Here is a 26,764-nt window from a genome sequence, read left to right as displayed (position 1 = left end):
TGAGATCGAGATGCACATATGCGTTGTAAGACTGTGCCCGGCGTCTGCCCGCGTCGCCTAGACCTCCGAACCAGCCCCCACCAGGTGGGACGCGATGGACCACTCAGACGCGCGCACCGACTGCGAAGGTCAGGCGGAACGAGACTTGACTCGGAGATGGTCGTCTCGGACGTGGCAGATGCGGCCCGCGGTTTTATCTCCGTTCTTCGACCTTCGTCAGCTTCTCGAAAGCCGGCTTTTTTAGCATGCGAACTTGGCCTCTCGATGACGAAGCCGCACATGCCTGAATTCGTGGTGAACTCCAGGGCACTCGCCGGGGAGATACTTCAAGAGGCCATTGTTCTCATAACAGAAAGGAGAGCTGTATGGATCCCAACCCGATCGATAATACCCGCTCACCAGGATCACCAACGGCGCACGTCTGGACACAGGAAGATCGTGATTTGTTCAGTCAGATCATGAATGAAGCCGGACCATCATCATCTGCCGCGCCTGAAGAAGCGGTAGATGTCTCATTTGCCGCTCCCCACAGATTTTCCCATGGTTCGCAAATCGCTCCTGACTCAATGGTCGAGCGGCTGTTCCATCATGGTCTCTTGCCGGACGCGGACCAGCCAACGATGACCTATGAAATCCAAGGTCACCGCTACACGGCCGGTCGGGACGATTCCAATCGCGTTCGTCTTTTTCATAACCCTGCGGAGGACCAAGTGGTTGGGGCAGGCCGGGCGGGGATACCGGACTTCGGAGCATTCTTCACGGAGCATCGGCGCTTCGGAACGCCGCTAGCACAGCAATGGGCCACACCTGCCCTCATGGACAAGTTGCGCGAAGAAGGTTTCATGCCGACCGCGAACACCCCCACAACAATCCAGCTTAACGGAAGAACATACCAAGCCGAGTTGGCCGAAGGAGGGTTCGTTAAGCTTACGCGGGTATGAGACCCAACCCGATGTGACCGATCGCGCCGGGCTAGAACCCTGATCGCTTCGGTTGTCGTTGCCGAAATAGGCAATTCATCGCTCTGCAGTGAATTGTTCGCGCCGCCAGTGGGTACGCATCGTCGGACCCGCTGGCAGGCTGCGAGACGCCGATCGACGCGCGATTGCGGTAAGCTGTGTCGTTGCACGGGGCCGGCATCGAGCATCATCTCGACAATGCTTTCAACATTGCTATCCGCTCACGGCAAGGTAACCGCAACCGCGTGCTCCTAGGCGACGTGCGAGTGACTAGCGCTATCGCCGAGCGAGCGGAATGCAGTATAAGCTTTGCCTATGCGTTCGATCAAGCCATTAGCTCGCGGGGCTGAGCCGGTTTAGCTTCGTCACCAGCACCACGTTGGGTTGGAGGCTGCGATCATCAACCGTGTGACTTGCGGCCGATCGGCGCGAAGACCGCTGATCTTCTTGCGGTAGATCGCGGTCGCGCCGGCCGCCGTTAGGGTGTCGAACTGGCAGGTCCTGGATGCTAACGCGGCATATCCGTGAATGGTCATTTGGCGCTTCTACTTTCGCAAAAGCTATCGCCATGGTGATAATCCGTTTGGGCCATGATTCTTCCCGTGGCAGTGAGCACCATGTGGACCTTGTAGGGGGCAGCCGCGATCGGGAGCTTCGAGGAGGTGTCCGCTGATGGCTGCAGCCAGTGCCGCCGTCGCTGCGCGACGAAGTCGGCCGCGCTCGCAGCAACCATATCGCCCTCGGTGGCAAGTTGAGGAATGGACTCTCGCTTCATTGGCAGCATGCCGCCGTACTTGAACGGGTCGAAGCCCTGCGGTGTAGCCTGTGGCGTAGCCGAACAAACGAATGGAATTTCAGCGATCGCCGCAGTCGTCGCATCCGTCATAATGAGTTCGCTTGTGACGGGCCCCTCGGGCAGCACACGTCCAGACTCCAAGCAGTGCACGTCATTGGGCTGAGACGATGCAGTTACCGCGTTGTCCGATTGCTCAGATCGATGCGGACCGCTTCGAGCCCGGCGAGAAACCGACCATAGACGGCTTCTCCGAGCGACTCATAACCGAGCCTGCGCAGATGTCCGAACTCATCCATCCCGTAGATAGGCCTGATCAAGAAAATCAATTTTACCACTTGTGGCAACGTCATATATCCATGAGGACGGCTTGGGGCCGATCTAAAGGAGCGACTCTGGAATGAAAAAATTGCTGTTTGTAACTGCGAGCGCGATCGCGCTTGCAACGGCGGCAGTGCCGGCCTTTGTTGCTGAAGCCGGCGCTCAACCCGTCGCTGCCAAGGTGCAGGTAGCCGACACGTCATATCCTCAATGCGCGGACGACCCCTTGAATGGTATCTGCGATCTATTTTTTTGTTTGACCGATCCGGCGTGCGTACAGCACTAACCACCGGATACCAACCAAGCAGAAAATGAGGATCAGGCCTCGCAGCGCGGCCGCTCGTGGGAACAGCGGCCGCGTCCTCTAGCGTAAAGAAGTTTGCGGACAGCCGCTGAAGCCGTTCCAGTTTCGCCGCTGGAGCATGATCGCCCGTGGAGCGGACAGAGTGGCCATCAAGGATCATGCAAAGCACACCGCGGAGCCGCACGTTATCATCCGAGTGCGGGGCAAGAATTTGAAGCGATTGCAATCTGTTGATTCGATCAAGGCCTCGACTCTCGATTGGCAACGCGCAGTAACCGCGCTCGGGGCATCGCAGGTCCGTCTGCCGCCTAGTTGTGGGCCGACCAAGGCAATTCAAATGCATTCCCCTATAGAGTCTGTTAGTGGCGCAGCGCTAGGTTGAAACCGAAGAGTCCTATCCTTAGACTTGCCGAGATCGGGGAGAGAGTGCGCGCGCGGATAGCACCTCTCTTCGCGGGCGACCAGCCTTAAAAGAACGAATCTATCTAACGGTAAGCGCGGCTAAAACGACATGACGGAACAGGGGTAAGCAGTGGCGTCTAGTGTCGCGTTTTCTGCCGAGAGCCCCGCCGTTGCGCGCCGACACTGTCTCGTTCCATCGTGCCGATGAGCGAGACCGTCCACTTCTCACCTCTTTCTTGCTTAGCAAGTGTTGTGACAGGTAATTGTCGATGGTGGCGTGCTCAACAGAGTTGCCGAACGAAGCGTTCCGCCCACAGGAAGCGAACAAAGGCGCTCGTTGCGGAAAACTCGTGCGTTGTTAACACCCTATTCAAGAGCGCCATAACGGACTCTTGCGCAACCAAGCCGAAGTCGGCCAGCGCGCAACAGGAAAGCTGCGACGAAATTGTGTCTGCACGCGCTGCAATCGCCTTTGGGAACACAAGCGCGAAAGTCTCCTTTACATAACCGCGCGGAAACGCATCGCAGCCCAGCCGATTGCGCAGGTAAGAACGGAGTATTTCCTTGTCCGCGCGAAGTGCAAGTGGAAGCTTCGCTGCAGTATTGATCAATCTCCGATCGCCTAGCGGCCGAACGGGCCAAAGTCCTCGCTTTGCAAGCGGACGAGCATGACATAGGCTTGCGAGCAGAAATGTGGATACGGTCGCGCTAAGCGGCGCGCTAAAAAGGAAAGATGAATGAGCGGCGTCGAGCGCGCGCTTTGTCAACAGGCCTTCTGCAAGTTCAACGGCGATCTCCAGGTGACGTGAGGATGAAGATCTGGGGTCCCCCTCTTCGGCGGTAGAGCAAGCGCAAAGCTCGTCGCCGCCTATGCCGGACCAGACGATTTCGCAGCCGTCAGCGCGAAACCTGTCCCAGAGTGCCTCAAACGCCTCAAGGTAATACTCTGACGTGAGGGGCAGGCGTCGTTCTGGGGCAAGATTCAGGTCGATCGCCGGCATGTGGGTGTGCATTTCAAGGGAGTGATCGCGGCAATTCAGTGCGCTCAAAATGCGCGCTCGCCGATCAGATTGCCTGGGGCTACTCCCGTCGCCCAGCAGTATGCCGCCACATGTTAGCGTTTCCACGCTTTTGCTGACAGCAATCGCGACCGAAGCGGAATCCATACCTCCGCTCAGTTCCACAGCGCTTGCACAAATGCCGGTTGGCCGCGAGAGAACAACCTCCTGCAAAGTATCCGAAAACTCAAGGAGATCATTGCTCTGGTCCCGCCCAGAGAGCTCGTCAGCGAACGGATTTAATGAGCCGTACTCAAAAGAAGTCTCCGATCTGGCGACGTACAAGGTTGCGCCGGCAGTCAGCAAGTTAATTCCCACGCAGGCCTGCCGCGCAGAGTAAAACGTTCTCATCGACAAATGATGAGCCATAATCTCTCTATCAAGCGCTCGCGATGTACTCAAAAAATCGACGAAATCCCAGGAGAGCGTAACCGTACGAGTGCGTTCCTCCACTTGGAAGTAGATCGGCAGGCTGCCGATATGGCCAGCTCGTACCCGCAAGCGAGGACCTCGACGGGCGGCCTCGATCACGACAAAGTCGAGCGGCCAGTGCATGCATTGTCGGTAGTGCTGACGAAGCTGATCCGCAGTAGCGCTAGCTGTGGCGATGGAATGGGTGCCGAACTCGTCTGCTATTCGTTGACGCTCCCGTATGACGAAGAACCATTGGTCAGAGTTCTTTAGCAAAAGGCTCTCAAGGCTCTTATGCTGGAAAGGCCGGATGTAGCTTTCACCAATTGCTATTGAGCAGTCTTTAACGGCAGGATCGAAGTTTTCCAGATCACCTATTCTCAGAGTAGCCTTGAGCATTGTTCTTGATGCAAACTCAAGCGCCCCTCGTGTGAGGGGCGGCAACAGAGAGTGAAGAATGATACAATCAATCTTAAAGCCAGCCCTCCGTGGCGCTATCGTTAGGCAGAGGTCCCTTTGGCGTCTTAATGGTGGGGGGCGGCAGAACCGGTAGAGGAAGGTCAGTTGCATCAGACGCGGGCCGTTTGCGCGTGTCTGCAGTTGCACTTTTCATGTCGTATTCCTTGCGGATCGGGCTTCTCATCATCTCGACATCCTATGCTTCAGTAAGAAGCTGGATAGTGTGGCGTGGCAGCGTGTCGGCCGCAAAATGAAGTATTTCATGTGAGAAGCCGGGCGACAACCTACGAGGACTGGCGGGCTTAATGACAGCGCTGGACGGAGCTCATTTGAAGCCCACTGGCGGTAAACGATAGCAAATTCCGGTGAGCACGCATCGAGCGTCTTTACGCGAGTTCGTTTCAAATTTAGTTCGTGCGTGCGAACAAGGCCATCCACCCTCTGCGCACAGCAAAGCGCCGTTCCCTCGACTCGTCGCAGATATGTCAAAATACACAGCGTTGTCGCCGATTTTCGAAATCTTGCATGCGTACTGGCGGTCCGATCGGTGCCTGCTTCTCGTCGTTGCCACGGTGGTGCTGATCTCAAGCGCGAGCAGCGTCGCAGCCCCCTATGTATTTTCGTCTCTGATTGATCGTCTGCCGCGGAGCGAAGGCGCGTCGGTGCTCGCCTGGGGACTCGCTGGCTATGCGGTCCTGCTTGGCATTGCGTCCGCATTTCAGCGTATGCTGCAATATCTTTCCTTTATGACAGCAGAGAACCTTGGCTTCATCGCTGCAACTCGCTTTTTCGATCGAATCCTGAGAAAAACCGCAGCCTTTTTTCTTGAGCACAATCCTGTGGAAATACAGAGTGCGGCCGCGCGCGGCCGCAGCGCGTTGATCACGATGGTCCAGCTTGGAACTACGATCTTCTTCCCTGCTGCAACGCAGCTCCTGCTTACGATCGCTACTCTAGGTGCGCTCGTCAATATTCAGATCGCTGCAATCGTCGTCGCCTATGGAGCTGTCGCGATTACATTGACCTGGAGTTCGACGCGTCGGGCGCGCGTATTTCTGGACCGGGCCGTCGACGCCGGACAGGAGAATGCGCGTTTCGTCGGCAACGTCATGAACGCCGTGGACACGTTGCGCCATTTTGGCAGCCATGCCTGGCTGAGCCAGCGCTTTACGATGAAAGCGAGGGAGGTACGCGATAACTGTCGAGCCTACGTGCTTCAACGACTGCCCTACATCGCCGTGCTTGGCTTAGCCGTCGCGCTACAATTTGCCGTCACTCTTCTCCTTCTAGTTCCTGACTACCAGGCCGGCAGGGTCACGATCGGCGACATTGTGCTATTCAACACGCTTATACTCCAACTCAGTATGCCCTTCGAGATGGTCGCGCGCGCGATCTCTGACGCATCGAGGTCGCGCGCCGACCTCATTCCTCTCACCAGACTGTGGGGCGCACCAGAAGAGCGGCGAACGTCCCATACTCATGATTTCACGCCCTCCGCTGGCGAGCTATCTTTCGAGGACATTGGTTATGCCTACGAAAACGGTCGTGGCGTTACGAACGTCTCGTTTTCGGCTGGACGCGGCGGGATTACCTTTCTGGTCGGCGAAACGGGATCGGGGAAGTCAACAATCTTTAGGCTCGTCCTGAAATCAATCGAGCCGGATTGCGGCCGTATTCTGGTCGATGGAACCGATATAACGGGTATCGATCGCACGGATTGGTATGCCGCAGTTGCTGTCGTGCCGCAGGACGTGATGTTGCTCAATGAGTCGCTGGCCGACAACATTCTGCTAGGTCGGCCCCGCGATGAGGTACGCCTTCGCACCGCGTCGGAAAAAGCCGCTATTCTCCCTTTCATCGAGGCGCAGCCGGAAGGATTTGAAACAACTGTTGGCGAACGCGGTTTGAAGCTTTCAGGCGGGGAGCGCCAGCGTATTGCTATTGCCCGTGCGCTCTATGGCGAGCCCGCGATCCTTCTTCTCGACGAGGCCAGCTCCTCCCTTGACGAGCGAACCGAACGGGACATCATGGACCATATTCGTAGCCTGGCGGAAGATGTGACCGTGCTGGCGATTACGCATCGCAGAGGCGTCATCTCTACAACCGACGTCGTGGTCGATCTGACCCCCTGCGCTTGTCAGGCATAGGCGAGGCGGATGCTCAGCCCGCACGTCTACCGATCTTAGATTGCCGATTACGGAATGTCTGCAAGTTAGACGAACCAAGCCATTGCCAACAGCGGGCCGGCGAATCTAGTGGCTAAAGCCGGACAGAACGGGACGTTCCTGCTGTCACGTCGTCTCGGGAATTCCCATCGCGGCTCGCGGCACGGTGGTCGCCACTACTGGATCTAGTAGGTTTGTAGTTCCCCGGCACGAGTTACTGGTACGGCAGTTTTGACAGCACGTCTCGCGTACCAAGGTGCGCGCCGGACCAGGAAAACCTTATGCAGCTGATCGCACTGTACCGTACTTCTCTTGCACTGATTCTGTTTGCCTGCGGGGTAATGGGGAGCGCGCAAGCCGACGATCCGCCGCGGCCCGCCCAGGTCACGATGCCGTCCGGCCAAAAGACTAGCGGCGGCCAAACGCCGAGTATGCCGTCTGCTGCTGAGCCGCATCGCCTGCCGCCGGACCGCAGCACCAGGCACACGCTTGAGCTCCCTGGACGGACGCTTGCTTTCGTCGCGACCGCCGGCTCCATCCGCCTGTTCGACGACAAGGGCGAGCCGCAGGCTGACATCGTCTATACCTCCTATCAGCTCGACGGCACCGATCGCGGCATGCGCCCGGTAACGTTCTTTTTCAACGGCGGACCGGGGTCATCATCGGCCTGGCTGCAACTCGGCAATGCCGGACCGTGGCGGCTGCCGATCAATGCTGACGAGGTCACGCCATCGACAAATCCGGAGGCGAGGCCAAACGCGGAAACCTGGCTCGACTTCACCGATCTGGTGTTTCTCGACCCCGTCGGCACCGGCTACAGCCGTTTCGTGGGGACCAGCGATGACGTGCGCAAGCGATTCTTCTCCGTTGAGGGCGACGTCAACTCGCTCGCGCTGGTAATCCGCCGTTGGCTCGAAAAGCATGACCGGCTGTTGTCGCCGAAATACATTGTGGGTGAAAGCTATGGGGGCATTCGCGGGCCAAAGGTTGTGCACCAGTTGCAGATGCGGCAGGGCATAGGTGTCAAGGGCCTGATCATGGTCTCGCCAAGATTCGACTTCAGTCAGTTTGCCCGCATGAGCCTGCTGCAGTACGTCGCAAGACTGCCGAGCTATGTCGCTACCCTGCGTGAAGCAGAAGGCCCGGTGAAGCGAGCCGATCTCGCCGACGTGGAAGCTTATGCACGCGGGGAGTATCTGGTCGACCTCATCAAAGGCCAGGCGGACAAGGAAGCAACCATGCGTCTGGCCGACAAGACTGCCGCGCTGACCGGCATCGACCAAGCGGTCAGTCGCCGGCTCGCGGGTCGCTTCGACCTAGCCGAGTTCCGCCGCGAATTCGATCGTAAGAACGGAAAGCTCATCGGCAATTATGACGCCTCGGTGCATGGCATAGATCCATATCCGGATTCGGATCTTCACCTTTCAGGGGATCCCTCGAGCGATACACTGCTGGCGCCTCTGACTAGCGCCACTGTCGATCTCCTGACTCGCAAGCTTAACTGGCGGCCCGACGGCTCCTATGAGCTATTGAACGGCACCGTCGTCCAGGCTTGGGACTTCGGCCGCAGCCCTCCCGAGTCGCTCTCGGAGCTACGTCAAATCCTGGCAACGGACCGGAACATGAAACTGCTGGTTGGGCACGGCCTGTTTGACCTCGTCACTCCGTATTTCGAATCACAAATCCTGCTCGATCAATTGCCGCCATTTGCTTCGGCTCCGCGCATCAAACTTGTCGTTTTTCCCGGCGGCCACATGTTCTATTCGCGGGACAGTTCGCGGCAAGCTTTTCGTACAGAGGTCGAAGCGATGATGAAGTAGTGCCGGCGACGAACTTGATCGCAAGCAAGCTCGTGTTCCGGCGCGCGCAGTCACATTCTCTCAGCGAGTGCAGAAGAAGTCCTAACGCCCGCTTCGAGGTGCGAGACGCCGGCTATGATTCGTCGTCTGCGTCGTCACTTGCGATGGGGCAAACACAACGAGACGAGACGGTATTTCGGACAACAGGCTCTGGACTTGGCCGGAGATTGCACTTTGGGCTTCTATCGCCAGCATTCTCGCAGCCGCAATCGGTTTTTGCCGGAATGAAAATCCGCTCGCGCAAGCGTTCGCGGCAATCTTCATCGCCTGCGCTCCGATCCGCCGCTCTTGCCTATGATCCGCGCCGAGCCTCAATCCTGTTTGCTTCGTGCAGCACGATTGCGCTCACTATGGAAAGCCTCGGCACCGCTACGGGCTTTCCATTCGGCAGCTATCATTTCGAGCTGGGCGCGGATCTCCCCATATCGGCCTCGTTCCACTCATCATCGGACCGTTCTGGTTCGGGCTGGCTATTTTTCGTGGACAGTGACGCGCCGATCCTACTTGATGGCGCCGATCGTCAGCTCGATTGGCCTTTCAACTTGATCGCTCTGCTCGTCGTCGCTGCGTTCGTCGTGAGCCAATTGGACATATTGACCCGTCGCGCTCGCGGAAAGTTTGGCTCGGGTTTTGTTTTGGCGCCATCAAGCGACCGGGATGGCTAACGGGATCCCCCGGGCTCGGACTCGGGCGGGCACGGCCTGCGAGCTTGCTCCAAGCAGGATTGGACATGAGGCGCACTCCTGTCCCTGCAGGTTCTTAGAAGACGCCTAGATCGATATTCTCGGCAAATACCTTCCTTGAAGAAAGTTCGGCTGCTGTGCGAGCAATGCGAAATGGCCCAGTCCAGGCGGCTGCCTTAGTGACTTGTCGGATGCGGTGCACGCTGGCTTCAACGCTTCCGCGTCGTGCGGATTCGAGCCATGAAGAAAATTCTCGATCTGGCGTCCATTCACCCAGCATCGCTCCAGTGCGAGATGAAAACCGTTTTGCACAGTACTTTCAGGCATCGCCATTGATATCTGCTTGAGTGCGGCGGGTTCGCAGATGCGGCCAATGCGGATTTTACGACGCGTCCCTGCCTTTAGGCGTCCTGGCGAATCCTGCTGCATGCGAATGCGAACTCGTCCGTGCGGTCAAGCGAGCGTCGTGAGCATTGCGGCGATAGCAGCTGTGAAGTCCTGTCTCTTCGGGGGCGGTCTCGGTGCAGAGCTTATGGTTTGTGCCATTCAGTTTTCTTCTTCATCGGCTGGCCGAGCCTCCAGGTCCTTCGAGGGAAATTTTTCAGTAGGCCGCGCTTTCTTGTGCCGCTTTTTTGGCGCTCGGGGATTTCGGCGGCTCGCTGGATCCGGACACATCTTTTGCTTGCGCGGCTTGGCGTCCCTCGGGGCCTCGGCGCCGCATGATGCCGACGAGGCCGACAAGCACCAGCGCGAGGCCGGCAACGATCACGAGAATCGGGACTGCGTTTGCCCAATTGAGGCTCAAGGATTTGACCCTTACTAGATTGCGGGCGCCAACCGAGCACCAGGACAACGAAGGACTAAGTGTGGTCGTTGCCCCGAGTGTTCGTCAGGCTCTCTTTTATGTGTTCAGCCTGTTGCCTTGTCAGTTTCTCGGCCAGGCGGCTGTCCTTTATCAACGCTGGTCCCTTGCGTTCTCGATCATAAACCATCCAGCCAGAGGTCCCCATTCGAACGATAAATCTGGCCTGCGCAGGCGTTCCAAAATTCACTGGTTCTCTCTATAAGCCTTGCAACCCACCAATTTGGCTCGCCATTGGCATGCAAGTCAATTGTACTATGTGAATCTGCGCATGGGATTGAGCGAGCAGTCTCCCGAGACGTTCGTTGCATCCCTCATTGCTTGAAATTCCGCACCGGGTTGGAACGTCCTGCCGATCGATCCAATGAACGAGAATGGTCGAAGGACTTAGATTGCACGTGGCGTTCGCGGTCGATGCGGCAGGAGCCGCGCGGGTACCTATGAATTCACCAGCCATAGTGACGAAGAGGCCAAGAAGCGGGCCGAGGGGTATCTAGATGCCCGCGATGTCATCGAGACTAGGATCGACCTAGGTTGGTCGGCAGCCTGAAGCGGGGTGAGGTGACCGGTCAATCGTCCTGCTACCGTCACGCCTTACCACGTCTGGACTGAAAAAGCGGCCGCCCTCGTGAATGCCCTCGAGCTCCTTTTGCTGGCAGCAGTTGGAAGCCCATAAGGCAAGTATGAAGTGAGTTGGAAACCGAGTTTCTGGCTAGCTGCCGTGGCTAAGCTGCGGGCCGGAACTTCTGATGACACAATCCTATCAATGAACCAGGCACAGGGCAGGCGTCGAAACATGTAACCGGAGATCCTCGGCGAAATCGACCTTGCCAGGACCCGTCTTTGAACGCGCTGAGAACCGCGGCGCGAACTAGCTTGGTACTTCGGACAAGCCGGGCGTCCTCGCTTCTCAGCTCCGGGCGCTCCGTCGATCGCGTCGTGTCAGCGCTGCGAGCGCTCGGCAGTATGATGAAGCCGGTGACCATCGACGCAATCTCGGGTGCTCTCGGGGTCGTCGTGCCGTCCGTGCTGTCGATGGCCCGCGCGAACGACCACGTCAAAGGCGGAGACCTACATTCTTGCAGACCGGCGCGAGCGCGCGACATCAGGCGGAAGAGACCCGCAATAAAATTGTCCAGTGCTATGATGGACTTTACCTGAGCGCAGCGTTCTGAATCTTGAGCGGAGCGGTCTCGGGAATCATGAGCATGGCGCAGAGCCCGGCCGCGCTCGCGACAAGCATGTACCAGGCCGGCGCCAGCGGGCTCCCGGTCAGGTGGATCAGCCAGGTGACGAGGGGTTGGGCTGTACCTCCGAAGATCGCAATGGCAAAAGCGTAGATCGTCGCGAAGGCGCCGCCACGAATATTCTTGGGCAAACCCTCGGCCATGCTCACATAGAAGGCGCTATACGGAATCGTTCCGATCAGGGTGAGCGCGCCGAGGCCTCCGAAAAGTGCGAGAGCACTGCGGCTCTCCGAGATCCAGAAGAACACTGGATAGGTCATCAACAACGCAGCGGTCTGCGGCCAAATCATGATGTGCCGGCGGCCCGCGCGGTCAGCGAGCCAGCCGCCCAGCAGTGCGGCGGCAATTCCTACCGTATTGCTGATAAGTGTGGCGCCGAAGGCGAGAGGCGCGGAAACCTGCAAGGTGTTCAGCGCATAGGTGGTCATATATCCCGTGACATAGGTGATGATCGTGCAGCTGGCCAAAATGACAAATCCCAGACTCATGATGCGGCGAGCGGTTGGCGATCTCCTTACAGGCTGAACGCCGGGAGCTGACGTGTCGGCGCGGTGCAACGTTTCGGGCAGGTTGCTCCGCAACCAGAGTCCGAACGGCAGCGTAGCGGCGCCGAGCAAAAGCGCGATCCGCCATCCGTAAGCACTGAGCGCTTCGCTTGTCATGGTAAGGGAGAGTATTTCTCCCACAAGCGCTCCGGCCGTCGCAGCAATCTGTTGGCTGGCGGGCTGGAACGAGACAGCAAGACCGCGCCGTTCGGCCGGGGCCGCTTCCATCAAATAGGCGGTCGTCGGACCAACTTCACCGCCCAGTGCGAAGCCCTGCATCAAACGTGCGAAAATGACCAGCAACGGAGCGGCAACTCCTATTGTCTCGTACGAGGGCGTAACCGCCAACAAAAGGATTGCGGCGCTCATCATTGCAAAGCTGGCGGTCATTGCGGGCCGGCGGCCGGCCCGATCCGAGTACGAGCCGAGCACGATGGCCCCGATCGGCCTGGTCACAAAACCCGCGCCAAACGTCGCGAGTGACAGCATGAGGCTCGCGAACGGGTCGCCCGCCGGGAAGAACGCCTGACCGATCTGGATCGCGAAAAAGCTGTAGGTCCCGAAGTCGTAGAATTCGAGAATGTTGCCGATCGTTGCGCCCAATACGGCGCGGCCGGTCAAGCGTTGGCCTGCCGCAACGAGGACCGGCTCCAGCCTCTTCCGAGTAAATTGCCTGGCCATCCTCGATCCGTCTCGAGCGCGATCGCTGGCCCGAACATTTAGATCGGCCAAGTCGCGCCCGTTGCATTCCACCTTCTCTACACGTCCTCTAGCTTGAGGTGGCCGGACACGCGCCCCGGTGCTCCACATGTGCCTGACGCGGGCCAGGACGAGCTCAGGGCGTTGAGTGCAATAAAAATGCCTGTCTGCTGCAGCTCCTTTCAAATCTTGAACTGATCGCGGCAATCGCCAGCGAACATGAATAAAGGAACGCACTGCAATTTGTCGGGCGGGTCCGTCGTTGTACTCCCGTGCAATGGCGCGTTTGCGACAACATTGGCGGGCGCCGAACAGGCGGTGACCGCTTTTCACACCGAAGGACCGCCGCGTGTTGCTGCGTTCGGCTGGTTGCTCACGGCGGACGCATCAGGCGATTTGGCCCGGCTTTTGCTCTGCTGCTTGTTAGTTGCGCGCAGCCGCCGCCAGGGGGCTGTGTTATGACTGCGCATCCTGGCTTCGCCGCCAAATTGGCGCCACCAGATGGTGAAAGACGCGCGCTTGAAGCAGCACTCGGGTGGAGTAAACGCCTCGTTCTTGGCATTTTAATCGAGTCCGGGTTTCCTTGTATTCGGCCTCGAACACGTCGGATGGCTTGTGAGGGCCTATTGCGGCGAGGTCCCCGAAAAGGTCTCCAGGTTCTTGTATTCACCAGCTAGCCGCACGGCCGTCGGCAGATGCTCATCCAGCTTCAACGCCGCGTAAACCGCCGGCACGATGCCGGCGACCAGCGCCGTGGTGGCCGTGAGGTATTCGTACTTGTTGTCGCCTTTTAAGATTTCCCAACTTGCAAGCGCGCCAAAGATGATCGGCATTACAAGGAACACAATGCGCGTAGCGCCAGCGCGCGCTAGACTATGAGGGTGTTTGACGTATAGGCACCCTATTCCTAGTATTTGCTGCACGCCCCACTTCGCGGCGAAGCGCTCAAGTGCCGCCGGATGAAGGACAGCCTAGCTCTGCACTTGACGGAACCCTTCCGTCCACTTGACTTGCCCCCGCAAGCGACCAGGTTCGCACTCGTCGTGCAATGGACCAAGCGGATCCGGATCCAGGTTCAGGAATCTATCGTCGACCTCGATGCCGAAGCCGTCGGGCGTCTTGCCGTCGGTAAAGTTCTCGGCCGCATGCGCCATCCAACCCAACGAGATGTCAAAGAGGCGGGCTTCGTTTTCCGGATAGCTACCGCTGACATCGGAGTGGTTTCCGGCGAACCACACCTGCTGCAGCCAATCCGGATGCTTGAAATATCGCGCAAGGGCTGCCCCGCACATTCAGTGCGGGAGCGGGCCTTTGTCGGCACTTGCTGCGCCGATTGTCGGTATTGAGACTCAACGCCAGAAACCTGACACTACGCGCCGCTACGGAGTGCCTGCTGGGCCTGCGAATTCACTTCGGCACGCGATTTGCTCTGTTCACGCATCATCACCAATCGCAGTGCGATGGTCTTCGGGACGGACACGGCGCTGGCGCTGGTCAAGCTGGAGCTCAAGGCGGTGTTCGGTTCGATCTTCCAGCGCGTTTCCGCGCTCCGTCTGACCGTGGCGCCTGAAGAACTGAAGTTGCGCAAGGAGATCATCCTGGCGGGTTCGAGGAGTTGCCGGTGCTCTGGTGATGTGGTGGACGCCCCCGGAAATCGCGATCTTCTCCGCAATTTGCCGGCGCGCATGGCGCGCGCCGATCAGCCAGCCAACAGGTAACCAGGATGGACGTGCAAGAAACCACGGCAACATGCGGGGACGCATTCGCTGAACTAGCGTCGCCAGCGTGCATGCACGACCCGTATCCGTTCATGCGCTGGTTGCGCGAGCACGATCCGGTGCATCGCGCGGCATCGGGCCTCTTTCTGTTGAGCCGCCACGCCGACATCTATTGGGCGCTCAAGGCCACGGGCGATGCGTTTCGGGCTCCGGCGCCGGACGAACTGGCGCGCTATTTCCCGCGTGCGGCGACCAGCCTGTCGCTCAATCTGCTGGCGTCCTCGCTGGCGATGAAGGACCCACCGACGCATACGCGTCTGCGCCGGCTGATCTCGCGCGATTTCACCATGGGCCAGATCGACAACCTGCGGCCAGGCATCGCGCGCATCGTCGCCGCGCGCCTGGACGGCATGGCGCCCGCGCTGGAGCGCGGGGAGGCGGTGGACCTGCATCGGGAATTCGCGCTGGCGTTGCCCATGCTGGTCTTCGCCGAACTGTTTGGCATGCCCCATGACGACATGTTCGGGCTCGCCGCCGACATCGGCGCCATTCTGGAAGGCCTGCGCCCGCATGCCAGCGATCCCCAGCTCACCGCGGCGGACGCGGCCAGCGCCAGGGTGCAGACCTACTTCGGCTGCCTCATACAGCGTAAGCGCACCGACCCGCGCCACGACATCGTGTCGATGCTGGTCGGCGCACATGACGATGATGCCGACATGCTGTCGAATGCGGAGTTGATCAGCATGCTGTGGGGCATGCTGCTGGGCAGCTTCGCCACCACTGCTGCGACCATCGACCATGCAGTCCTGGCGATGCTGGCGTATCCCGAACAGCGGCACTGGCTACACAAAGACGCCGTGGGGGTGAAGGCATTCGTCGAAGAAGTCCTGCGCTGCGACGCGCCCGTCATGTTCAGCTCCATTCCGCGTATCGCCCAGCGCGACATCGAACTGGGCGGCATGGTGATCCCGAAGAGCGCGGACGTGCGCATGCTGATCGCGGCCGGCAATCGCGACCCCGACGCCTTCGCCGATCCCGACCGCTTCGATCCCGCGCGATTCTACGGTACCAGTCCTGGCATGTCGACCGACGGGAAGATCATGCTGAGCTTCGGCCACGGCATTCACTTCTGCCTCGGTGCGCAACTGGTCCGGGTGCAGTTAGCCGAGAGCCTGCCGCGAATCCAGGCGCGCTTCCCCACGCTGGTCTTGGCCGAGCAGCCGACCCGGGAGCCCTCCGCGTTCCTTCGGACGTTCCGCGCGCTGCCGGTGCGGCTGCATGCGCGGGGGAGCTGAGATGCGCGTCGTGGTCGACCAGGACCTGTGCGGAACCAGCGGGCAGTGCGTGCTGACGCTGCCGGGCACCTTTCGCCAGCGCGAACCGGACGGCGTGGCCGAAGTGTGCGTGGCGACGGTCCCGCAGGCGCTGCACGCCGCCGTGAGGCTCGCGGCGAGCCAGTGCCCGGTCGCCGCCATTCGGGTCATCGAAAGCGACGCTGGCGATGGCGAGCGCGCCGGCGCCGACCCTGCGCCTTCTCCAGCGGAGGGCCGAGCGCCATGCCGCGAGAGACCAATGCCATCCAGGAGGACACGATGGGACGGTTTGCAGACAAGGTGGCCGTGGTGACCGGCGCAGGCATCGGCAAGGCATGCGCCCTCGCTATCGCGCGCGAGGGAGGCAGAGTGGTGGTCGCCGACATTGATGGCTCGGCGGCCATCGCCTGCACTGCGCAAATTGCATCCGAAGCGGACCGCGCGCTGGCCTCGGCCACAGACATCGCCGATGCACACGCGGTGGCAGCGCTGTTCGAAACGGCGGAGTGCCGCTTCGGTGGGGTCGACCTGCTGGTGCATCTGACTCCGCGCGACCGCGGGATCCTCGACCTTGACCCGGCGGTCTGGAATCAGACAATGGCGACCAATCTGCGCGGCACGTTGCTCTGCTGCCGGCAGCCCATCCCACGGATGATCGGCCGCGGTGGTGGCGCGATCGTCAACACGTCGTCGTGTCAGGGGCTCAGCGGTGACACCGCGCAGACGTCCTACGCCGCGTCGAAGGCGGCGATGAACATGCTGTCCGCCTCGCTCGCCACCCAGTACGGTCATGCGCAGATCCGCTGCAACGCGGTTGCACCGGGTCTCATCATGACCGATCGTCTCCTCGCCAAGCTGGACGAGTGCACGCAACGGCATCTGCGGCGGCACCAGCTCCTGCCGCGCGTCGGCCGCCCCCACGATGTGGCTGCGTTGGTGGCGTTCCTGCTCTCCGACGATGCTGCGTTCATCACCGGACAAGTCGTGTGCATCGACGGCGGCATGCTGGCGCATGTGCCGACGTACGCCGACGGTGGCAACAGCCGCGCCGCGCGGCCTTCCGGCGAGACCGCCGAAGCGGACGCGTCGCCGCGCTGCTGATGGACATGATGCTCAACCCGCTGAACCGTCGGCATCGGCTACGGCACGACATCCCGGTCGTGCCCGGCGCTTTCCCCTTGGTCGGTCATCTTCCCGCCGTCGTCTGCGACCTGCCGCGCCTGCTGCGGCGCGCGGAACGGACGCTGGGCAACCACTTCTGGCTCGATTTCGGCCCTGCCGGACACCTGATGACCAGTCTGGATCCGGATGCTCTCGCACTGCTCCGGCACAAGGACGTATCCTCGGCGCTGATCGAAGACATCGCGCCCGAATTGTTTGGCGGAACGTTGGTCACCCAGGACGGCATCGCGCACCGGCAGGCGCGCGATGCGATCCAGGCGGCGCTTCTGCCCAAGGGGCTGACCCAGGCCGGCATCGGCGAGCTATTCGCGCCCGTCATCCGGGCGCGCGTGCAGAGGTGGCGCGACCGCGGCGACGTAACCATCTTGCGCGAAACCGGCGATCTGATGCTTAAGCTGATCTTCAGTCTCATGGGAATCCCCGCGCAGGACCTGCCGGGATGGCGTCGCAAGTACCGGCAACTGCTGCAGTTGATCGTCGCGCCCCCGGTCGACCTGCCCGGACTGCCCTTGCGGCGCGGCCGCGCCGCCCGTGACTGGATCGATGCGCGGTTGCGCGAGTTCGTCCGCGCCGCGCGCGAACATGCCTCGCGCACCGGGTTGATCAACGACATGGTGAGCGCCTTCGATCGCAGCGACGATGCGCTTTCCGATGACGTCCTGGTCGCCAATATCCGCTTGCTGCTGCTTGGTGGTCACGACACCACCGCCTCGACGATGGCCTGGATGGTGATCGAGCTGGCGCGGCAGCCTGGGCTGTGGGACGCCCTGGTCGAGGAGGCGCAACGCGTGGGCAGGGTGCCGACCCGGCACGCGGACCTGGCGCAGTGTCCGGTCGCCGAGGCGCTGTTCCGCGAGACGCTGCGCGTGTATCCGGCGACGCCGCTCCTAGTGCGTCGCGCACTGCGTGAATTGCGACTCGGCCAACGGCGCATTCCCGCGGGCACCGATCTGTGCATCCCACTGCTGCATTTCTCGACCTCGACGCTGCTGCACGAGGCGCCTGATCAGTTTCGGCTGGCGCGGTGGCTGCAACGCACCGAGCCGATCCGGCCGGTGGATATGCTGCAGTTCGGTACCGGCCCACACGTCTGCATGGGCTACCACCTGGCGTGGCTGGAACTGGTGCAGTTCTGTATCGCCTTGGCGCTGACCATGCACGAGGCCGGGGTGCGGCCGCGGTTGCTGAGCGGCGTCGAAAAAGGCCGGCGCTATTACCCGACCGCACATCCGTCCATGAAAATCCGCATCGGATTCTCATGAGCTGGCATCGCATGCCCTGTGGCGAGACAGCGGCGCCGGCGCCGCGCGGCATTGCTGCACTCGGCGCGCGCGCCCGGTGCGAGGCCGACAACACCCTGGCGGCGCGCCGCTCGCCGTGGCGGTGTCCTGTCAGGGACAAGAACATGAACAACATGCAGACCAGTTCCACGCCGCAGGACGACAGAACTGATGATTCCGCGCCCGGCGGATCGCGCACGCCGGCGCGCGGCGCATCCGGCGCGCTGCTCCCCGAGATCTGGATGCAGGACGGCGCAAAGCGGGTCGAACTGGAGCTGGCGCGTCTTCTCTGCGCCGAACATGACGATGAGACCGAGCTGATGGCGGCGATGCGCTACGCCACCTTGCATGGCGGGAAGCGTACCCGCGCCTTGCTCTGTCTGGCTGCCGGCGCACTGGCCGACACACCGGCACACATGCTCGACGTCGTCGCCGCCGCCATCGAGATGATGCACGCCTGTACCCTGGTTCACGACGATCTACCCGCGATGGACGACGACGTGCTTCGCCGCGGCCTTCCGACCGTGCACGTCAAGTTCGGCGAAGCTACTGCGATCCTGGTCGGCGATGCGCTGCAGGCGCACGCCTTCCTGACCCTGGCGCGCCTGGATGCGCCGCCCGACAACCGTATCGCGCTCGTGCGTGAACTGGCGCAGGCGGTATCCGCCGAGGGGGCCGCAGGCGGGCAGGCCATGGATCTGTCGCTGGTTGGAAAGCACGTCGAGCTGGACAGGATCGTGGCGATGCACCGGATGAAGAGCGGAGCGCTAGTGCGCGCGTCCGTTCGCATGGGCGCGCTATGCGCAGTGGCGGATGATGCCGCGCACGCTGCGCTGTACTGTGCGCTCGATCACTACGGCGCCTGTTTCGGCCTGGCGCTGCAGGTGATCGACGACATTCTCGACGTCACAGCGGATACCGCGGCGCTGGGCAAGACCCCCGGCAAGGACGTGGCGGCCCAGAAGCCGACCTGCGCGTCGATCATGGGACTGCAGGCAGCACGCCAGTTCGCGCTGGATCTGTTGCGCGATGCCGGGGAGGCTATCGCGCCGCTGGGGCCGCGTACGGACCGGTTGGCGCAAATCCTACAGCGGGCCAACGCGTATCTGTTCAAGCACGCGCCGTCCGCATGAGCGCGCCCGTCCGCATGGCGTCGCCCCTGTGGCGTTGCGATCGGCCGGCGGCAGCGGTGCATGCTGCCGTGTCCCAAGTCCGCGCCGCTGATCGCAGCGGTTGCCCAGCATTACTGCGGCGCACGTGGCGCGCTGCGCGCAAGCCTGTGCGGCCGTCCGGCGCCGCACAGGCGCCGGGCCGCGACGGGCCTGCGGCGACGTGCGCGGCGTCTGCCCGATCCTCGTTCCCGTCAATCGTTTGCAGAAGGAACATCCCACGTGAATGCGCTGTCCGAACAGATCCTTTCCGAATTGCGCCGCCTGCTGAGCGAGATGAGCGATGGTGGCCGCGTCGGTCCGTCCGTCTACGACACAGCGCGAGCGCTGCGCTTCCACGGCAACGTCAGCGGTCGGCAGGACGCATACGCCTGGCTCGTCGCGCAGCAACAGGCCGACGGCGGTTGGGGAAGTACGGACTTCTCGCGGTTCCGCCACGCCCCCACGTGGGCGGCGTTGCTGGCATTGCAGCGTGCCGATTCTCTTCCCGGCGTTGCCGACGCAGTCCAGGCTGCAACCCAGTTCCTCCAGCGCCAGCCCGATCTCTACGCGCATGCGGTGCCGGAAGATGCGCCCATCGGCGCGGAGCTGATCCTGCCGCAGCTTTGCGGCGAGGCCGCATCCTTGCTGGGCGACGTGGCGTTTCCGCGCCACCCGGCGCTGTTGCCGTTGCGGCAAGCGTGCCTGGTCAAGCTGGGGGCTGAGGCGACGTTGCCGAGCGGCCATCCGTTGCTGCACTCCTGGGAAGCCTGGGGGACGTCGCCGTCCACCGCATTCCCGGATGACGACGGCAGCATCGGCATCAGTCCGGCGGCCACCGCCGCATGGTGTGCGCGCGCCGTGACGCAGGCGAGCACGCCGCAGCTCGGCCGCGCCGATGCGTATCTGCAGATGGCATCGCGGGCAACCCGCAGCGGCATTGAAGGTGTCATTCCCAACGTCTGGCCGATCAATGTGTTCGAGCCATGCTGGTCGTTGTATACCCTGCATCTGGCCGGGCTGTTCGCGCATCCCGCGCTCGCCGAGGCGGTGCGCGTGATCGTCGCGCAGCTCGATGCCCGCCTGGGCGTGCGCGGTCTGGGCCCGGCCTTGCACTTTGCGGCCGATGCGGACGACACCGCCGTTGCGTTGTGCGTCCTGCGCCTTGCAGGCCGCGACCCGGCGGTCGATGTGTTGCGCCAATTCGAAATCGGCGAGCTGTTCGTCACCTTCCCCGGCGAGCGCAATGCCTCAGTGTCGACCAACATCCATGCGCTGCATGCGTTGCGACTGTTGGGAAAACCCGCCGCGGGCATCGGCGCCTACGTCGAGGCCAATCGCAACCCGAACGGTCTGTGGGACAACGAAAAATGGCACGTTTCGTGGCTGTATCCCACCGCGCATGCGGTCGCTGCGCTGGCGCAAGGCAAGGCGCAGTGGCGCGATGAGTGCGCGCTGGCGGCGCTGCTGCTGGCGCAGCGCGACGATGGCGGCTGGGGCGCGGGTCGCGCGTCAACGTTCGAGGAAACCGCCTATGCGCTGTTCGCGTTGCACGTGATGGACGGGAGCGAAGAGCCGACAGGGCGCCGGCGCATCGCGCAGGCAGTGGCGCGTGCGCTGGAGTGGATGCTCGCCCGCCATGCGGCGCACGCGTTGCCGCAGACGCCGCTGTGGATCGGCAAGGAACTGTATTGCCCCACTCGGGTCGTGCGCGTCGCTGAACTCGCCGGGTTGTGGCTGGCGCTTCGTTGGGGACGGCGCATCCCAGCCGAGGAAGCAGGAGCGACGCCATGATCCAGACCGAACGCGCGCTGCAGCAGGTGCTGGAGTGGGGGCGTTCCCTGACCGGGTTCGCCGACGAGCATGCCGTGGAAGCGGTCAGGGGTGGCCAGTACATCCTGCAGAGCATCCACCTGAGCCTGCGCGACACCAGCGCCCGCACCGGCCGCGATCCGCGGGACGAAACGCTGATCGTGGCATTCTATCGCGAACTGGCGCTGCTGTTCTGGCTCGACGATTGCAACGATCTTGGCCTGATCGCGCCGGAGCAGCTCGCCGCGGTAGAGCAGGCGCTGGGGCAGGGCGCGCCGTGCGCGCTCCCCGGATTCGAGGGCTGCGCTGTGCTACGCGCTTCGCTGGCCGCGCTCGCCTACGATCGTCGCGACTATGCTCAGCTTCTCGACGATACCCGGTGCTACTGCGCGGCGCTGCGCGCCGGACACGCGCAAGCGGCGGGGGCGGAACGCTGGTCTTACACCGAGTACTTGCACAACGGCATCGATTCGATCGCCTACGCGAACGTGCTATGTTGCCTGTCGTTGCTGTGGGGGCTGGACATGGCGACCTTGCGCGCGCGTCCGGCGTTTCGCCAGGTCCTGCGGCTCATCTCCGCGATAGGGCGCCTGCAGAACGACCTGCATGGACGCGACAAGGACAGGTCGGCCGGCGAGGCCTACAACGCGGCGATTCTCCTGCTGCAGCGCTATCCGGCTATGCCTGTGGTGGAGTTCCTCAACGACGAGTTGGCCGGCCTTACGCGCATGCTGGACCGGATGATGGCGAAAGAACGCTTTCCCGCGCCCTGGGGAGCGTTGATCGAGGCCATGGCGGCCATCCGCGCGCAGTACTACGAGACCTCGACCAGCCGCTACCGCAGCGACGCCGCCGGGGGAGGCTAGCGTGCGCCAGCTTGAACGCGGGAGGTGGCGGCGTGCGCGCGCTGCCGTCGGTCCGATCCGACGCAACACCGTCGCCCGATGCGACGGATGCCCTCGCTGTCCACCGTGTAATATGCTGTGGTAGAGGGGAAGCGGATAGTCGGCCTACGGATTGCCGATGAAAGGGGCTGCATCGCTCATCGCGAAATCCCAAAGATGCGGCTTCAGCAGCAGCAGAACTCCGCTTACGTTCTTGTGCGCGCTGTGGTTGGATGCCGCAATACGCGTTGACGATAGGCCGACAGCCATCATCAGCAGCAGCATCGGGGCGATGCCGATCCTGGCTGCCTACTACGTCAAGAGGCATCGTGAGCACTTTACACACAGGGTGGTCGGGGCTTCCTACTGTATTGCGCGGGCTCTTCTGGCTCCTCATAGGCTTCGCCGTGCTGGGCGGAATCGGCTATCTGTTCGTCCGGTTCGGAGGCCCCGGATCGTAGGTTTTCGCTGGACCGAGATCGGTCAGGTTACAGCCGTGGAATCGACGAGTTGCTTTGCTGCATCGAGCGGATCCGTGAACCATTTCTTCAACGACCCCGCGTGCACTTCATGCGCAACGCCCCGGCGCACGCCGGCAAGAGCGGCCGGCGCATCGTTTCCGCCTTCATCGCCGCCGCGTTTGCCCGGGACGACGCTGAAGCAGCGCGTGCCCAATGGCGAAGGGGCGCCGACCAACTGCGGCCCAAATTGCCCAAGCTCGCCAGCTTCCTAGATGAGGCCGAGACCGACGTGCTCGCCTATATCAGCTTCCCGGCCGCACACCGGGTCAAGCTGCACTCGACCAATCCGCTCGAACGCGTCAACGGCGAGATCAAGCGGTGGACCGAAGTGGTCGGCATCTTTCTCAATGAGGAGGCCATCGCCCGTCTGGTCGGCGCGATCCTGCTTGAGCAGAATGACGGGTGGGGCGTCGAGCGTGGACGCTACATGACACTGGAAACCATCGCACCCCGTTGGGCGCCGTCAGCCTTCCGGCTATCGCCAGCTGACCGATCCGGCCCATGCCGGCGAACGTGGTGACCCGCACTCAGCTACACCACGCCACGGGGCGCGATCATACAACAAGGCTCAAGAACGCCCATAGAACCGTTCTTCGGGAGGTTCCTTATCATTTCCGGCCATGGGGGCAGCCTGCGTGTCCGCTGCAGGAAATCGGCGGCTCCACGTCAGGTTCTCGACAGATATCGCACATAGAGCAGGGTTTCCAGAGGCGATCATAGCTGGCGATCGCTGCAAGAAGACTGAAGCGCGCGGTCGGGGTGCTTCGACGCGCCATTTTTGGGACGTTCACGATAGTTTTCTGCTGGGTTCGATGCTGCCGAGTCGATTCCGTGGCAAATCACAACCGACCTCAGGCTTCAAATTGGCCTATAGTCCGAAAGTGAGAACGAATGAAGTTCGAATCCACCAACTGGGTGCGTCAACAATCGGGCACCGCGGGCCCGCAAGAGAGCTCACCGGCTCCGTCCACAGATGCGGCGGCCTTTGAGCAGCAGCTGAGCGAGATCGCTGTCCCGTCTGCTCCCGTGCTCATGCAGGTCCGCGCCCATCAAGCGGAGGCATCGCGATCTGAGGCGAATGCCGGAAAGGATGAGGCGGTGCTGGGCGCCGTTCAGTCAAATTGGGTCTTGGTAGGTCGCAGCAAGGAGCCGCTTTATGCTAAGGATGCGCGCCTTATTTCCAGCCTTAAGCAGGCGCTACTGGGAGCCGCCGGGAGCACCGCCACGAGCTACGTCGGTTATCTGCTCAGCCTGAGCCGCTGGCTCTTTGCAAAGGACAAGCCGGGCATTGCTGATCGGCTTCATGACGAGTCGATGGACAAGGATGTCGAGGAGTTCATAACCAAAGGTGGGACGGCGAACGTCCGTTGGGCACTAGCTCATCTGCGGACCTCTCAATTGACGGGGGGAGTCGTACCGATCGCAGGCCGCCCTGACCTCACTCCTTATCCCAGGGATGGACTTCTCATCAAAGAATACAGACAGCAAGCAGTGGCTGCCGGAACTTCAAGTACCGCCAAAACCTATGCATCCATTCTCACGGATTTCAGCCACTACCTTCGTGCAAACAACAAGCCTGGCATTGCTGCTCGGCTTCAGGACGAGAAATGGAACGAGGACGAACCGCTCAATGAAGAGATCAAGCGCTACAAGGACGCTGGGGGTAACAAAAGTATCGGCGCGGCACTTGATCATCTGCGTAATGGAGCGAGAAAACTCAACGGTCCGCCTTTTCATCCCGAAGACGCGCCCTTGATTTCCGGACTTCAAGAAGCACTCGTTAAGGCTGGGTATGAGGAGATCACCGTTAAGACGAATTATGTTCGTCCTCTTCGCAGATTCAGCCAGTGGCTCTTTGCAAAAAACGAGCCGGGAGTGGCTGCTCGGCTTAACGACGAATCGCTCAACAGCGACGCTGCGATCTTCGATCAAAGTCGCAGGCACCTCGTTCTTACGGCACTAGATCGTCTCCGCGCCTCTCAGTCGCCGGGCGGAGTCGCGTCAATCACTGCCCGGGCAGGGAGCATTGAAGCCGCGGCTAAGCAGGGCGGGTCGCAGCCCGCCTTCAGTTGGCCAGCGGCACTCGCTGAGGGGGATGATCGAGATTTATTCTTTGGGACGGTCGACGAAGCCGCTGCATCGTCGTGTCTTCAGCCACCGCGGCATGGCTCGGCATTGAATCCTACAGAGTCCCCTGATCCCGTGAACTGGCGCCACCAGGACGACGAGCTGACAGATGAACGTTACCGCACCATCCTCATGCCAGGCGAGCAGATTCCCATCATGCGGTCGAGTGGGCACCCATCTCCGCCGCCTCCGCACGGTCAAGGCGGTGGAACGATGCTGAATGCCTCGGCGCTACCGCCCGGCCATGCAAAATTGGTTTTCGCAGGTAGCAGCCTGGATCCTGTTTATTGCGAAGATGCCTCTCTTATTGAGGGGCTGAGGCCGGCACTCATCAAAGCCGGGGCCTCCGAGAGCACGGTCGGTCGCAATCTACGTGGTCTCCTCAGCCTGGGGCATTGGCTCGTGAAGAACGACAAGCTGGGCATTGCTTCCCGGCTTTACGACAAGTCGCTGGACAAGGATGCCCAGGAGTTCGCCGAGAAGGAGGAGCAGGCCATCGCTACCCCACTGGATCATCTTCGAGCCTCCCAATCGCCGGGCGGCATCACGCCGTTTGCAAGCCGGGTAGAGCGGAATCCCTATCCCCAGGATGCGGATCTCATCAAAAGGTACAAGGAAGAAGCACTCCCAAGCACCGCCAACACCGCCAGGAGCTATGCAACTCTTCTTATCGATTTCAGTGATTACCTCCGTGAAAACGATAAGCCCGGCATTGCTGCCCGGCTTGGCCACGACTCGCTGGATGAAGATGTCAGTCGGTATAAGGAGGCGGACCCCCATGGCCGCAGAAAAGCCGGAGCCGCACTGGCTCATCTCCTGAGGTCGCCGGCGGGTGCTCGAGCGATCGAACTCCTGCGCCATATTCGCCTCCTTCCTGATCTCGAAGACGCGGTTCGCGCCGAGACGAAGCCGACCCTCACCGCGACTGCGCAGCACAGCGGGTCGAACGAAGCTGTCAGCTGGCCGGAGACTCTGCCTGCGAACCAGCAGGATCTGCTTTTGGAGACGATGGACGGACCCGGCTCCTCGCCGCCTCCGCAGGGCGACGCGGTTGAGCGGCAGCTGATGCAGACTTCATCCCATCAACTAGCGACGTCACCATCGCAGAGGCAAGCTCCGGTCTCGTCGCCGGACGAACTGATCGGCGAGCAGCTTCCGGCCGAAGACGCGGAGCTCTTGGCGAGGTTTCGTGTAGACGCCGAGGGGCGCAAGCTCACCCCAGGGGCCATCAACAACAGTGTTTCCGGGCTTGGGACTTTTGTCCGCTGGGTCAACGCAAGTCATAGGGGCCCTGTAGCTTCTCGGCTGCGAGACGGTTCATCGCTCGATGAGGAATTAGCGAAGTACAGGAGCTTGGGCCGTGACCCCCAGAACCGCATTAGATCGGCTCTGGATCATCTCCGGCGGCTGCTGCGTGGGGGTGAAGACGTGGACGCACCCGAACCCCGCGTCCTCGGTGCCCCCCGTCGCCTAGTTCCTCATCCAGAAGATGCGCCCCTCATCGAGGGCGCGCTGAGCCAAGCTCTGGAAGATCTTAAAACTCCGACTGCGAAGCTGAGGCAGTCTGCGCAACAGCGGGCGAGGCGTCTTCGTGCGCTGAGTGCGTGGCTGAGAGGGAATGGCAAAGGGAGCATCATCGGGCGGCTAAACGGCTCCAGCAGGGAGCAGGTATCCCTCGACAATGACGTGGTAGCATTCCAACGGACTGGAGGCAGAGTACACGGTTCCGATTTGTCGCATCTTCGCAGCTATTTGACACTCATCGAGGCGAACCGAGAGCTGGGGCTGCCAGGCCCTGAGCAGCCGAGCTCGCCGGCCGTGCAGGGCGATCGGTTTTCCGGCTCTTCGCAGGATCTTCCCTCAACGCCGGCCAGCCTAAGCGCTGGAGCTTGGGTTTGGTTGAGTGAAAAGCTGCAAGAACCAGGATCACCATCCTGGCCCGCGTCAAATGCTAAGGGCAGGCTTGAGCCATTTGTTGATCTGAATGCGCCACCGCCGTCCGAGTTGCGCGA

The 26,764-nt window shown here is 61.5% G+C and carries 20 protein-coding genes and 4 pseudogenes; 15 read left to right on the top strand and 9 right to left on the bottom strand.

The window, feature by feature from the left end:
- The first annotated feature begins 365 nt into the window (after nucleotides 1-365).
- On the top strand, nucleotides 366-941 hold the full coding sequence (locus CO675_RS07830) for a hypothetical protein (protein WP_097671457.1): 576 nt from the start codon (nucleotides 366-368) through the stop codon (nucleotides 939-941).
- Nucleotides 942-1,324: 383 nt separating this feature from the next.
- Here CO675_RS07830 and CO675_RS40435 read toward each other — a convergent pair whose 3' ends face one another.
- Together CO675_RS40435 and CO675_RS07825 are read right to left on the bottom strand one after the other, a co-directional pair.
- Nucleotides 1,325-1,495 (bottom strand): hypothetical protein, encoded by a 171-nt coding sequence (locus CO675_RS40435; RefSeq protein WP_158231201.1) that lies wholly within the window; start codon nucleotides 1,493-1,495, stop codon nucleotides 1,325-1,327.
- Entirely contained in the window at nucleotides 1,492-1,845 is a 354-nt protein-coding gene (locus tag CO675_RS07825) for a hypothetical protein (RefSeq protein ID WP_143278909.1), read from the bottom strand. The genes CO675_RS40435 and CO675_RS07825 overlap by 4 nt, the downstream gene beginning before the upstream one ends.
- A 307-nt stretch (nucleotides 1,846-2,152) precedes the next feature.
- Between CO675_RS07825 and CO675_RS07820 the strand changes: the two genes are divergently transcribed.
- Nucleotides 2,153-2,359 (top strand): hypothetical protein, encoded by a 207-nt coding sequence (locus CO675_RS07820; RefSeq protein WP_097671455.1) that lies wholly within the window; start codon nucleotides 2,153-2,155, stop codon nucleotides 2,357-2,359.
- A gap of 701 nt (nucleotides 2,360-3,060) precedes the next feature.
- Here CO675_RS07820 and CO675_RS40430 read toward each other — a convergent pair.
- Nucleotides 3,061-4,647 carry an asparagine synthase-related protein gene (locus tag CO675_RS40430; protein ID WP_158231200.1) on the bottom strand — a complete coding sequence of 529 codons (1,587 nt, stop codon included), beginning with the start codon at nucleotides 4,645-4,647 and terminating at the stop codon, nucleotides 3,061-3,063.
- 542 nt (nucleotides 4,648-5,189) lie between these two features.
- Between CO675_RS40430 and CO675_RS07810 the strand changes: the two genes are divergently transcribed.
- From CO675_RS07810 to CO675_RS40425, 3 genes are all read left to right on the top strand, one after another.
- Nucleotides 5,190-6,854, top strand: coding sequence for an ABC transporter ATP-binding protein (locus CO675_RS07810; protein ID WP_097671454.1), 1,665 nt, complete (start codon nucleotides 5,190-5,192; stop codon nucleotides 6,852-6,854).
- Nucleotides 6,855-7,153: 299 nt separating this feature from the next.
- Nucleotides 7,154-8,692: a S10 family peptidase gene (locus CO675_RS07805; RefSeq protein ID WP_198964534.1), complete on the top strand. Its 1,539-nt coding sequence runs from the start codon at nucleotides 7,154-7,156 to the stop codon at nucleotides 8,690-8,692.
- Between the two features lie 263 nt (nucleotides 8,693-8,955).
- A complete protein-coding gene (locus CO675_RS40425; RefSeq protein WP_158231199.1) occupies nucleotides 8,956-9,396 on the top strand; it encodes a carotenoid biosynthesis protein in 441 nt (146 codons plus the stop codon).
- Between the two features lie 105 nt (nucleotides 9,397-9,501).
- Here CO675_RS40425 and CO675_RS40420 read toward each other — a convergent pair whose 3' ends face one another.
- The 5 genes from CO675_RS40420 to CO675_RS40895 form a co-directional block, all read right to left on the bottom strand.
- On the bottom strand, nucleotides 9,502-9,843 hold the full coding sequence (locus tag CO675_RS40420) for a hypothetical protein (RefSeq protein ID WP_158231198.1): 342 nt from the start codon (nucleotides 9,841-9,843) through the stop codon (nucleotides 9,502-9,504).
- Between the two features lie 172 nt (nucleotides 9,844-10,015).
- Complete coding sequence (locus CO675_RS39815) at nucleotides 10,016-10,219, bottom strand: hypothetical protein (RefSeq protein ID WP_143278906.1); 204 nt, start codon at nucleotides 10,217-10,219, stop codon at nucleotides 10,016-10,018.
- 1,210 nt (nucleotides 10,220-11,429) lie between these two features.
- Complete coding sequence (locus CO675_RS07775; RefSeq protein WP_097671450.1) at nucleotides 11,430-12,749, bottom strand: MFS transporter; 1,320 nt, start codon at nucleotides 12,747-12,749, stop codon at nucleotides 11,430-11,432.
- Between the two features lie 641 nt (nucleotides 12,750-13,390).
- Entirely contained in the window at nucleotides 13,391-13,600 is a 210-nt protein-coding gene (locus CO675_RS07770; RefSeq protein ID WP_097671449.1) for a hypothetical protein, read from the bottom strand.
- A 138-nt stretch (nucleotides 13,601-13,738) separates the two neighbouring features.
- Nucleotides 13,739-14,005, bottom strand: a complete 267-nt coding sequence (locus tag CO675_RS40895; RefSeq protein ID WP_245452667.1) for a phospholipase effector Tle1 domain-containing protein — start codon at nucleotides 14,003-14,005, stop codon at nucleotides 13,739-13,741.
- A 249-nt stretch (nucleotides 14,006-14,254) separates the two neighbouring features.
- Here CO675_RS40895 and CO675_RS07760 point away from each other — a divergent pair.
- From CO675_RS07760 to CO675_RS07725, 8 genes and pseudogenes are all read left to right on the top strand, one after another.
- Nucleotides 14,255-14,400 (top strand): annotated as a pseudogene (locus tag CO675_RS07760) (cytochrome P450); the annotation flags it as partial.
- Nucleotides 14,401-14,490: 90 nt separating this feature from the next.
- The gene (locus CO675_RS07755) at nucleotides 14,491-15,780 is read left to right on the top strand and encodes a cytochrome P450 (RefSeq protein ID WP_097671448.1); all 1,290 of its coding nucleotides are present in this window, start codon (nucleotides 14,491-14,493) and stop codon (nucleotides 15,778-15,780) included.
- A gap of 1 nt (nucleotide 15,781) precedes the next feature.
- Nucleotides 15,782-16,070: pseudogene (locus CO675_RS07750) on the top strand (ferredoxin); the annotation flags it as partial.
- 7 nt (nucleotides 16,071-16,077) lie between these two features.
- Nucleotides 16,078-16,899 (top strand): SDR family oxidoreductase, encoded by an 822-nt coding sequence (locus CO675_RS07745; protein ID WP_097671447.1) that lies wholly within the window; start codon nucleotides 16,078-16,080, stop codon nucleotides 16,897-16,899.
- A complete protein-coding gene (locus CO675_RS07740; RefSeq protein WP_097671446.1) occupies nucleotides 16,899-18,242 on the top strand; it encodes a cytochrome P450 in 1,344 nt (447 codons plus the stop codon). Before CO675_RS07745 ends, CO675_RS07740 begins: the two co-directional genes overlap by 1 nt.
- Before the next feature lie 152 nt (nucleotides 18,243-18,394).
- A complete protein-coding gene (locus CO675_RS07735; RefSeq protein ID WP_198964557.1) occupies nucleotides 18,395-19,393 on the top strand; it encodes a polyprenyl synthetase family protein in 999 nt (332 codons plus the stop codon).
- Nucleotides 19,394-19,651: 258 nt separating this feature from the next.
- Nucleotides 19,652-21,202, top strand: a complete 1,551-nt coding sequence (locus CO675_RS07730; RefSeq protein WP_097671445.1) for a hypothetical protein — start codon at nucleotides 19,652-19,654, stop codon at nucleotides 21,200-21,202.
- Nucleotides 21,199-22,086: a terpene synthase family protein gene (locus tag CO675_RS07725; protein ID WP_097671444.1), complete on the top strand. Its 888-nt coding sequence runs from the start codon at nucleotides 21,199-21,201 to the stop codon at nucleotides 22,084-22,086. The genes CO675_RS07730 and CO675_RS07725 overlap by 4 nt, the downstream gene beginning before the upstream one ends.
- 144 nt (nucleotides 22,087-22,230) lie before the next feature.
- Here CO675_RS07725 and CO675_RS40415 read toward each other — a convergent pair whose 3' ends face one another.
- Nucleotides 22,231-22,389, bottom strand: a complete 159-nt coding sequence (locus CO675_RS40415) for a hypothetical protein (protein WP_158231197.1) — start codon at nucleotides 22,387-22,389, stop codon at nucleotides 22,231-22,233.
- A gap of 264 nt (nucleotides 22,390-22,653) precedes the next feature.
- On the opposite strand from CO675_RS40415, the pseudogene CO675_RS07720 reads away from it, so the two are divergent.
- A pseudogene (locus CO675_RS07720) lies at nucleotides 22,654-23,114 on the top strand (transposase); the annotation flags it as partial.
- Nucleotides 23,115-23,516: 402 nt separating this feature from the next.
- Nucleotides 23,517-26,764: pseudogene (locus CO675_RS41350) on the top strand (hypothetical protein); the annotation flags it as partial.

Source organism: Bradyrhizobium sp. C9 (assembly GCF_002532045.1).
GTDB lineage: Bacteria > Pseudomonadota > Alphaproteobacteria > Rhizobiales > Xanthobacteraceae > Bradyrhizobium.
Note: the sequence above shows the minus strand (reverse complement) of the source record. Positions and strands in the feature narration are given on the sequence as shown.

What these genes read in the sequence shown, in the direction of transcription:
- CO675_RS07830 (WP_097671457.1), top strand. Translation starts at nt 366, where the DNA reads ATGGATCCCAACCCGATCGATAATACCCGCTCACCAGGATCACCAACG.
- CO675_RS40435 (WP_158231201.1), bottom strand. Translation starts at nt 1,495, where the DNA reads ATGACCATTCACGGATATGCCGCGTTAGCATCCAGGACCTGCCAGTTC.
- CO675_RS07825 (WP_143278909.1), bottom strand. Translation starts at nt 1,845, where the DNA reads ATGACGGATGCGACGACTGCGGCGATCGCTGAAATTCCATTCGTTTGT.
- CO675_RS07820 (WP_097671455.1), top strand. Translation starts at nt 2,153, where the DNA reads ATGAAAAAATTGCTGTTTGTAACTGCGAGCGCGATCGCGCTTGCAACG.
- CO675_RS40430 (WP_158231200.1), bottom strand. Translation starts at nt 4,647, where the DNA reads ATGCTCAAGGCTACTCTGAGAATAGGTGATCTGGAAAACTTCGATCCT.
- CO675_RS07810 (WP_097671454.1), top strand. Translation starts at nt 5,190, where the DNA reads ATGTCAAAATACACAGCGTTGTCGCCGATTTTCGAAATCTTGCATGCG.
- CO675_RS07805 (WP_198964534.1), top strand. Translation starts at nt 7,154, where the DNA reads ATGCAGCTGATCGCACTGTACCGTACTTCTCTTGCACTGATTCTGTTT.
- CO675_RS40425 (WP_158231199.1), top strand. Translation starts at nt 8,956, where the DNA reads ATGAAAATCCGCTCGCGCAAGCGTTCGCGGCAATCTTCATCGCCTGCG.
- CO675_RS40420 (WP_158231198.1), bottom strand. Translation starts at nt 9,843, where the DNA reads ATGCAGCAGGATTCGCCAGGACGCCTAAAGGCAGGGACGCGTCGTAAA.
- CO675_RS07775 (WP_097671450.1), bottom strand. Translation starts at nt 12,749, where the DNA reads ATGGCCAGGCAATTTACTCGGAAGAGGCTGGAGCCGGTCCTCGTTGCG.
- CO675_RS07770 (WP_097671449.1), bottom strand. Translation starts at nt 13,600, where the DNA reads ATGCCGATCATCTTTGGCGCGCTTGCAAGTTGGGAAATCTTAAAAGGC.
- CO675_RS07755 (WP_097671448.1), top strand. Translation starts at nt 14,491, where the DNA reads ATGGACGTGCAAGAAACCACGGCAACATGCGGGGACGCATTCGCTGAA.
- CO675_RS07745 (WP_097671447.1), top strand. Translation starts at nt 16,078, where the DNA reads ATGGGACGGTTTGCAGACAAGGTGGCCGTGGTGACCGGCGCAGGCATC.
- CO675_RS07740 (WP_097671446.1), top strand. Translation starts at nt 16,899, where the DNA reads ATGGACATGATGCTCAACCCGCTGAACCGTCGGCATCGGCTACGGCAC.
- CO675_RS07735 (WP_198964557.1), top strand. Translation starts at nt 18,395, where the DNA reads ATGCAGACCAGTTCCACGCCGCAGGACGACAGAACTGATGATTCCGCG.
- CO675_RS07725 (WP_097671444.1), top strand. Translation starts at nt 21,199, where the DNA reads ATGATCCAGACCGAACGCGCGCTGCAGCAGGTGCTGGAGTGGGGGCGT.
- CO675_RS40415 (WP_158231197.1), bottom strand. Translation starts at nt 22,389, where the DNA reads ATGCTGCTGCTGATGATGGCTGTCGGCCTATCGTCAACGCGTATTGCG.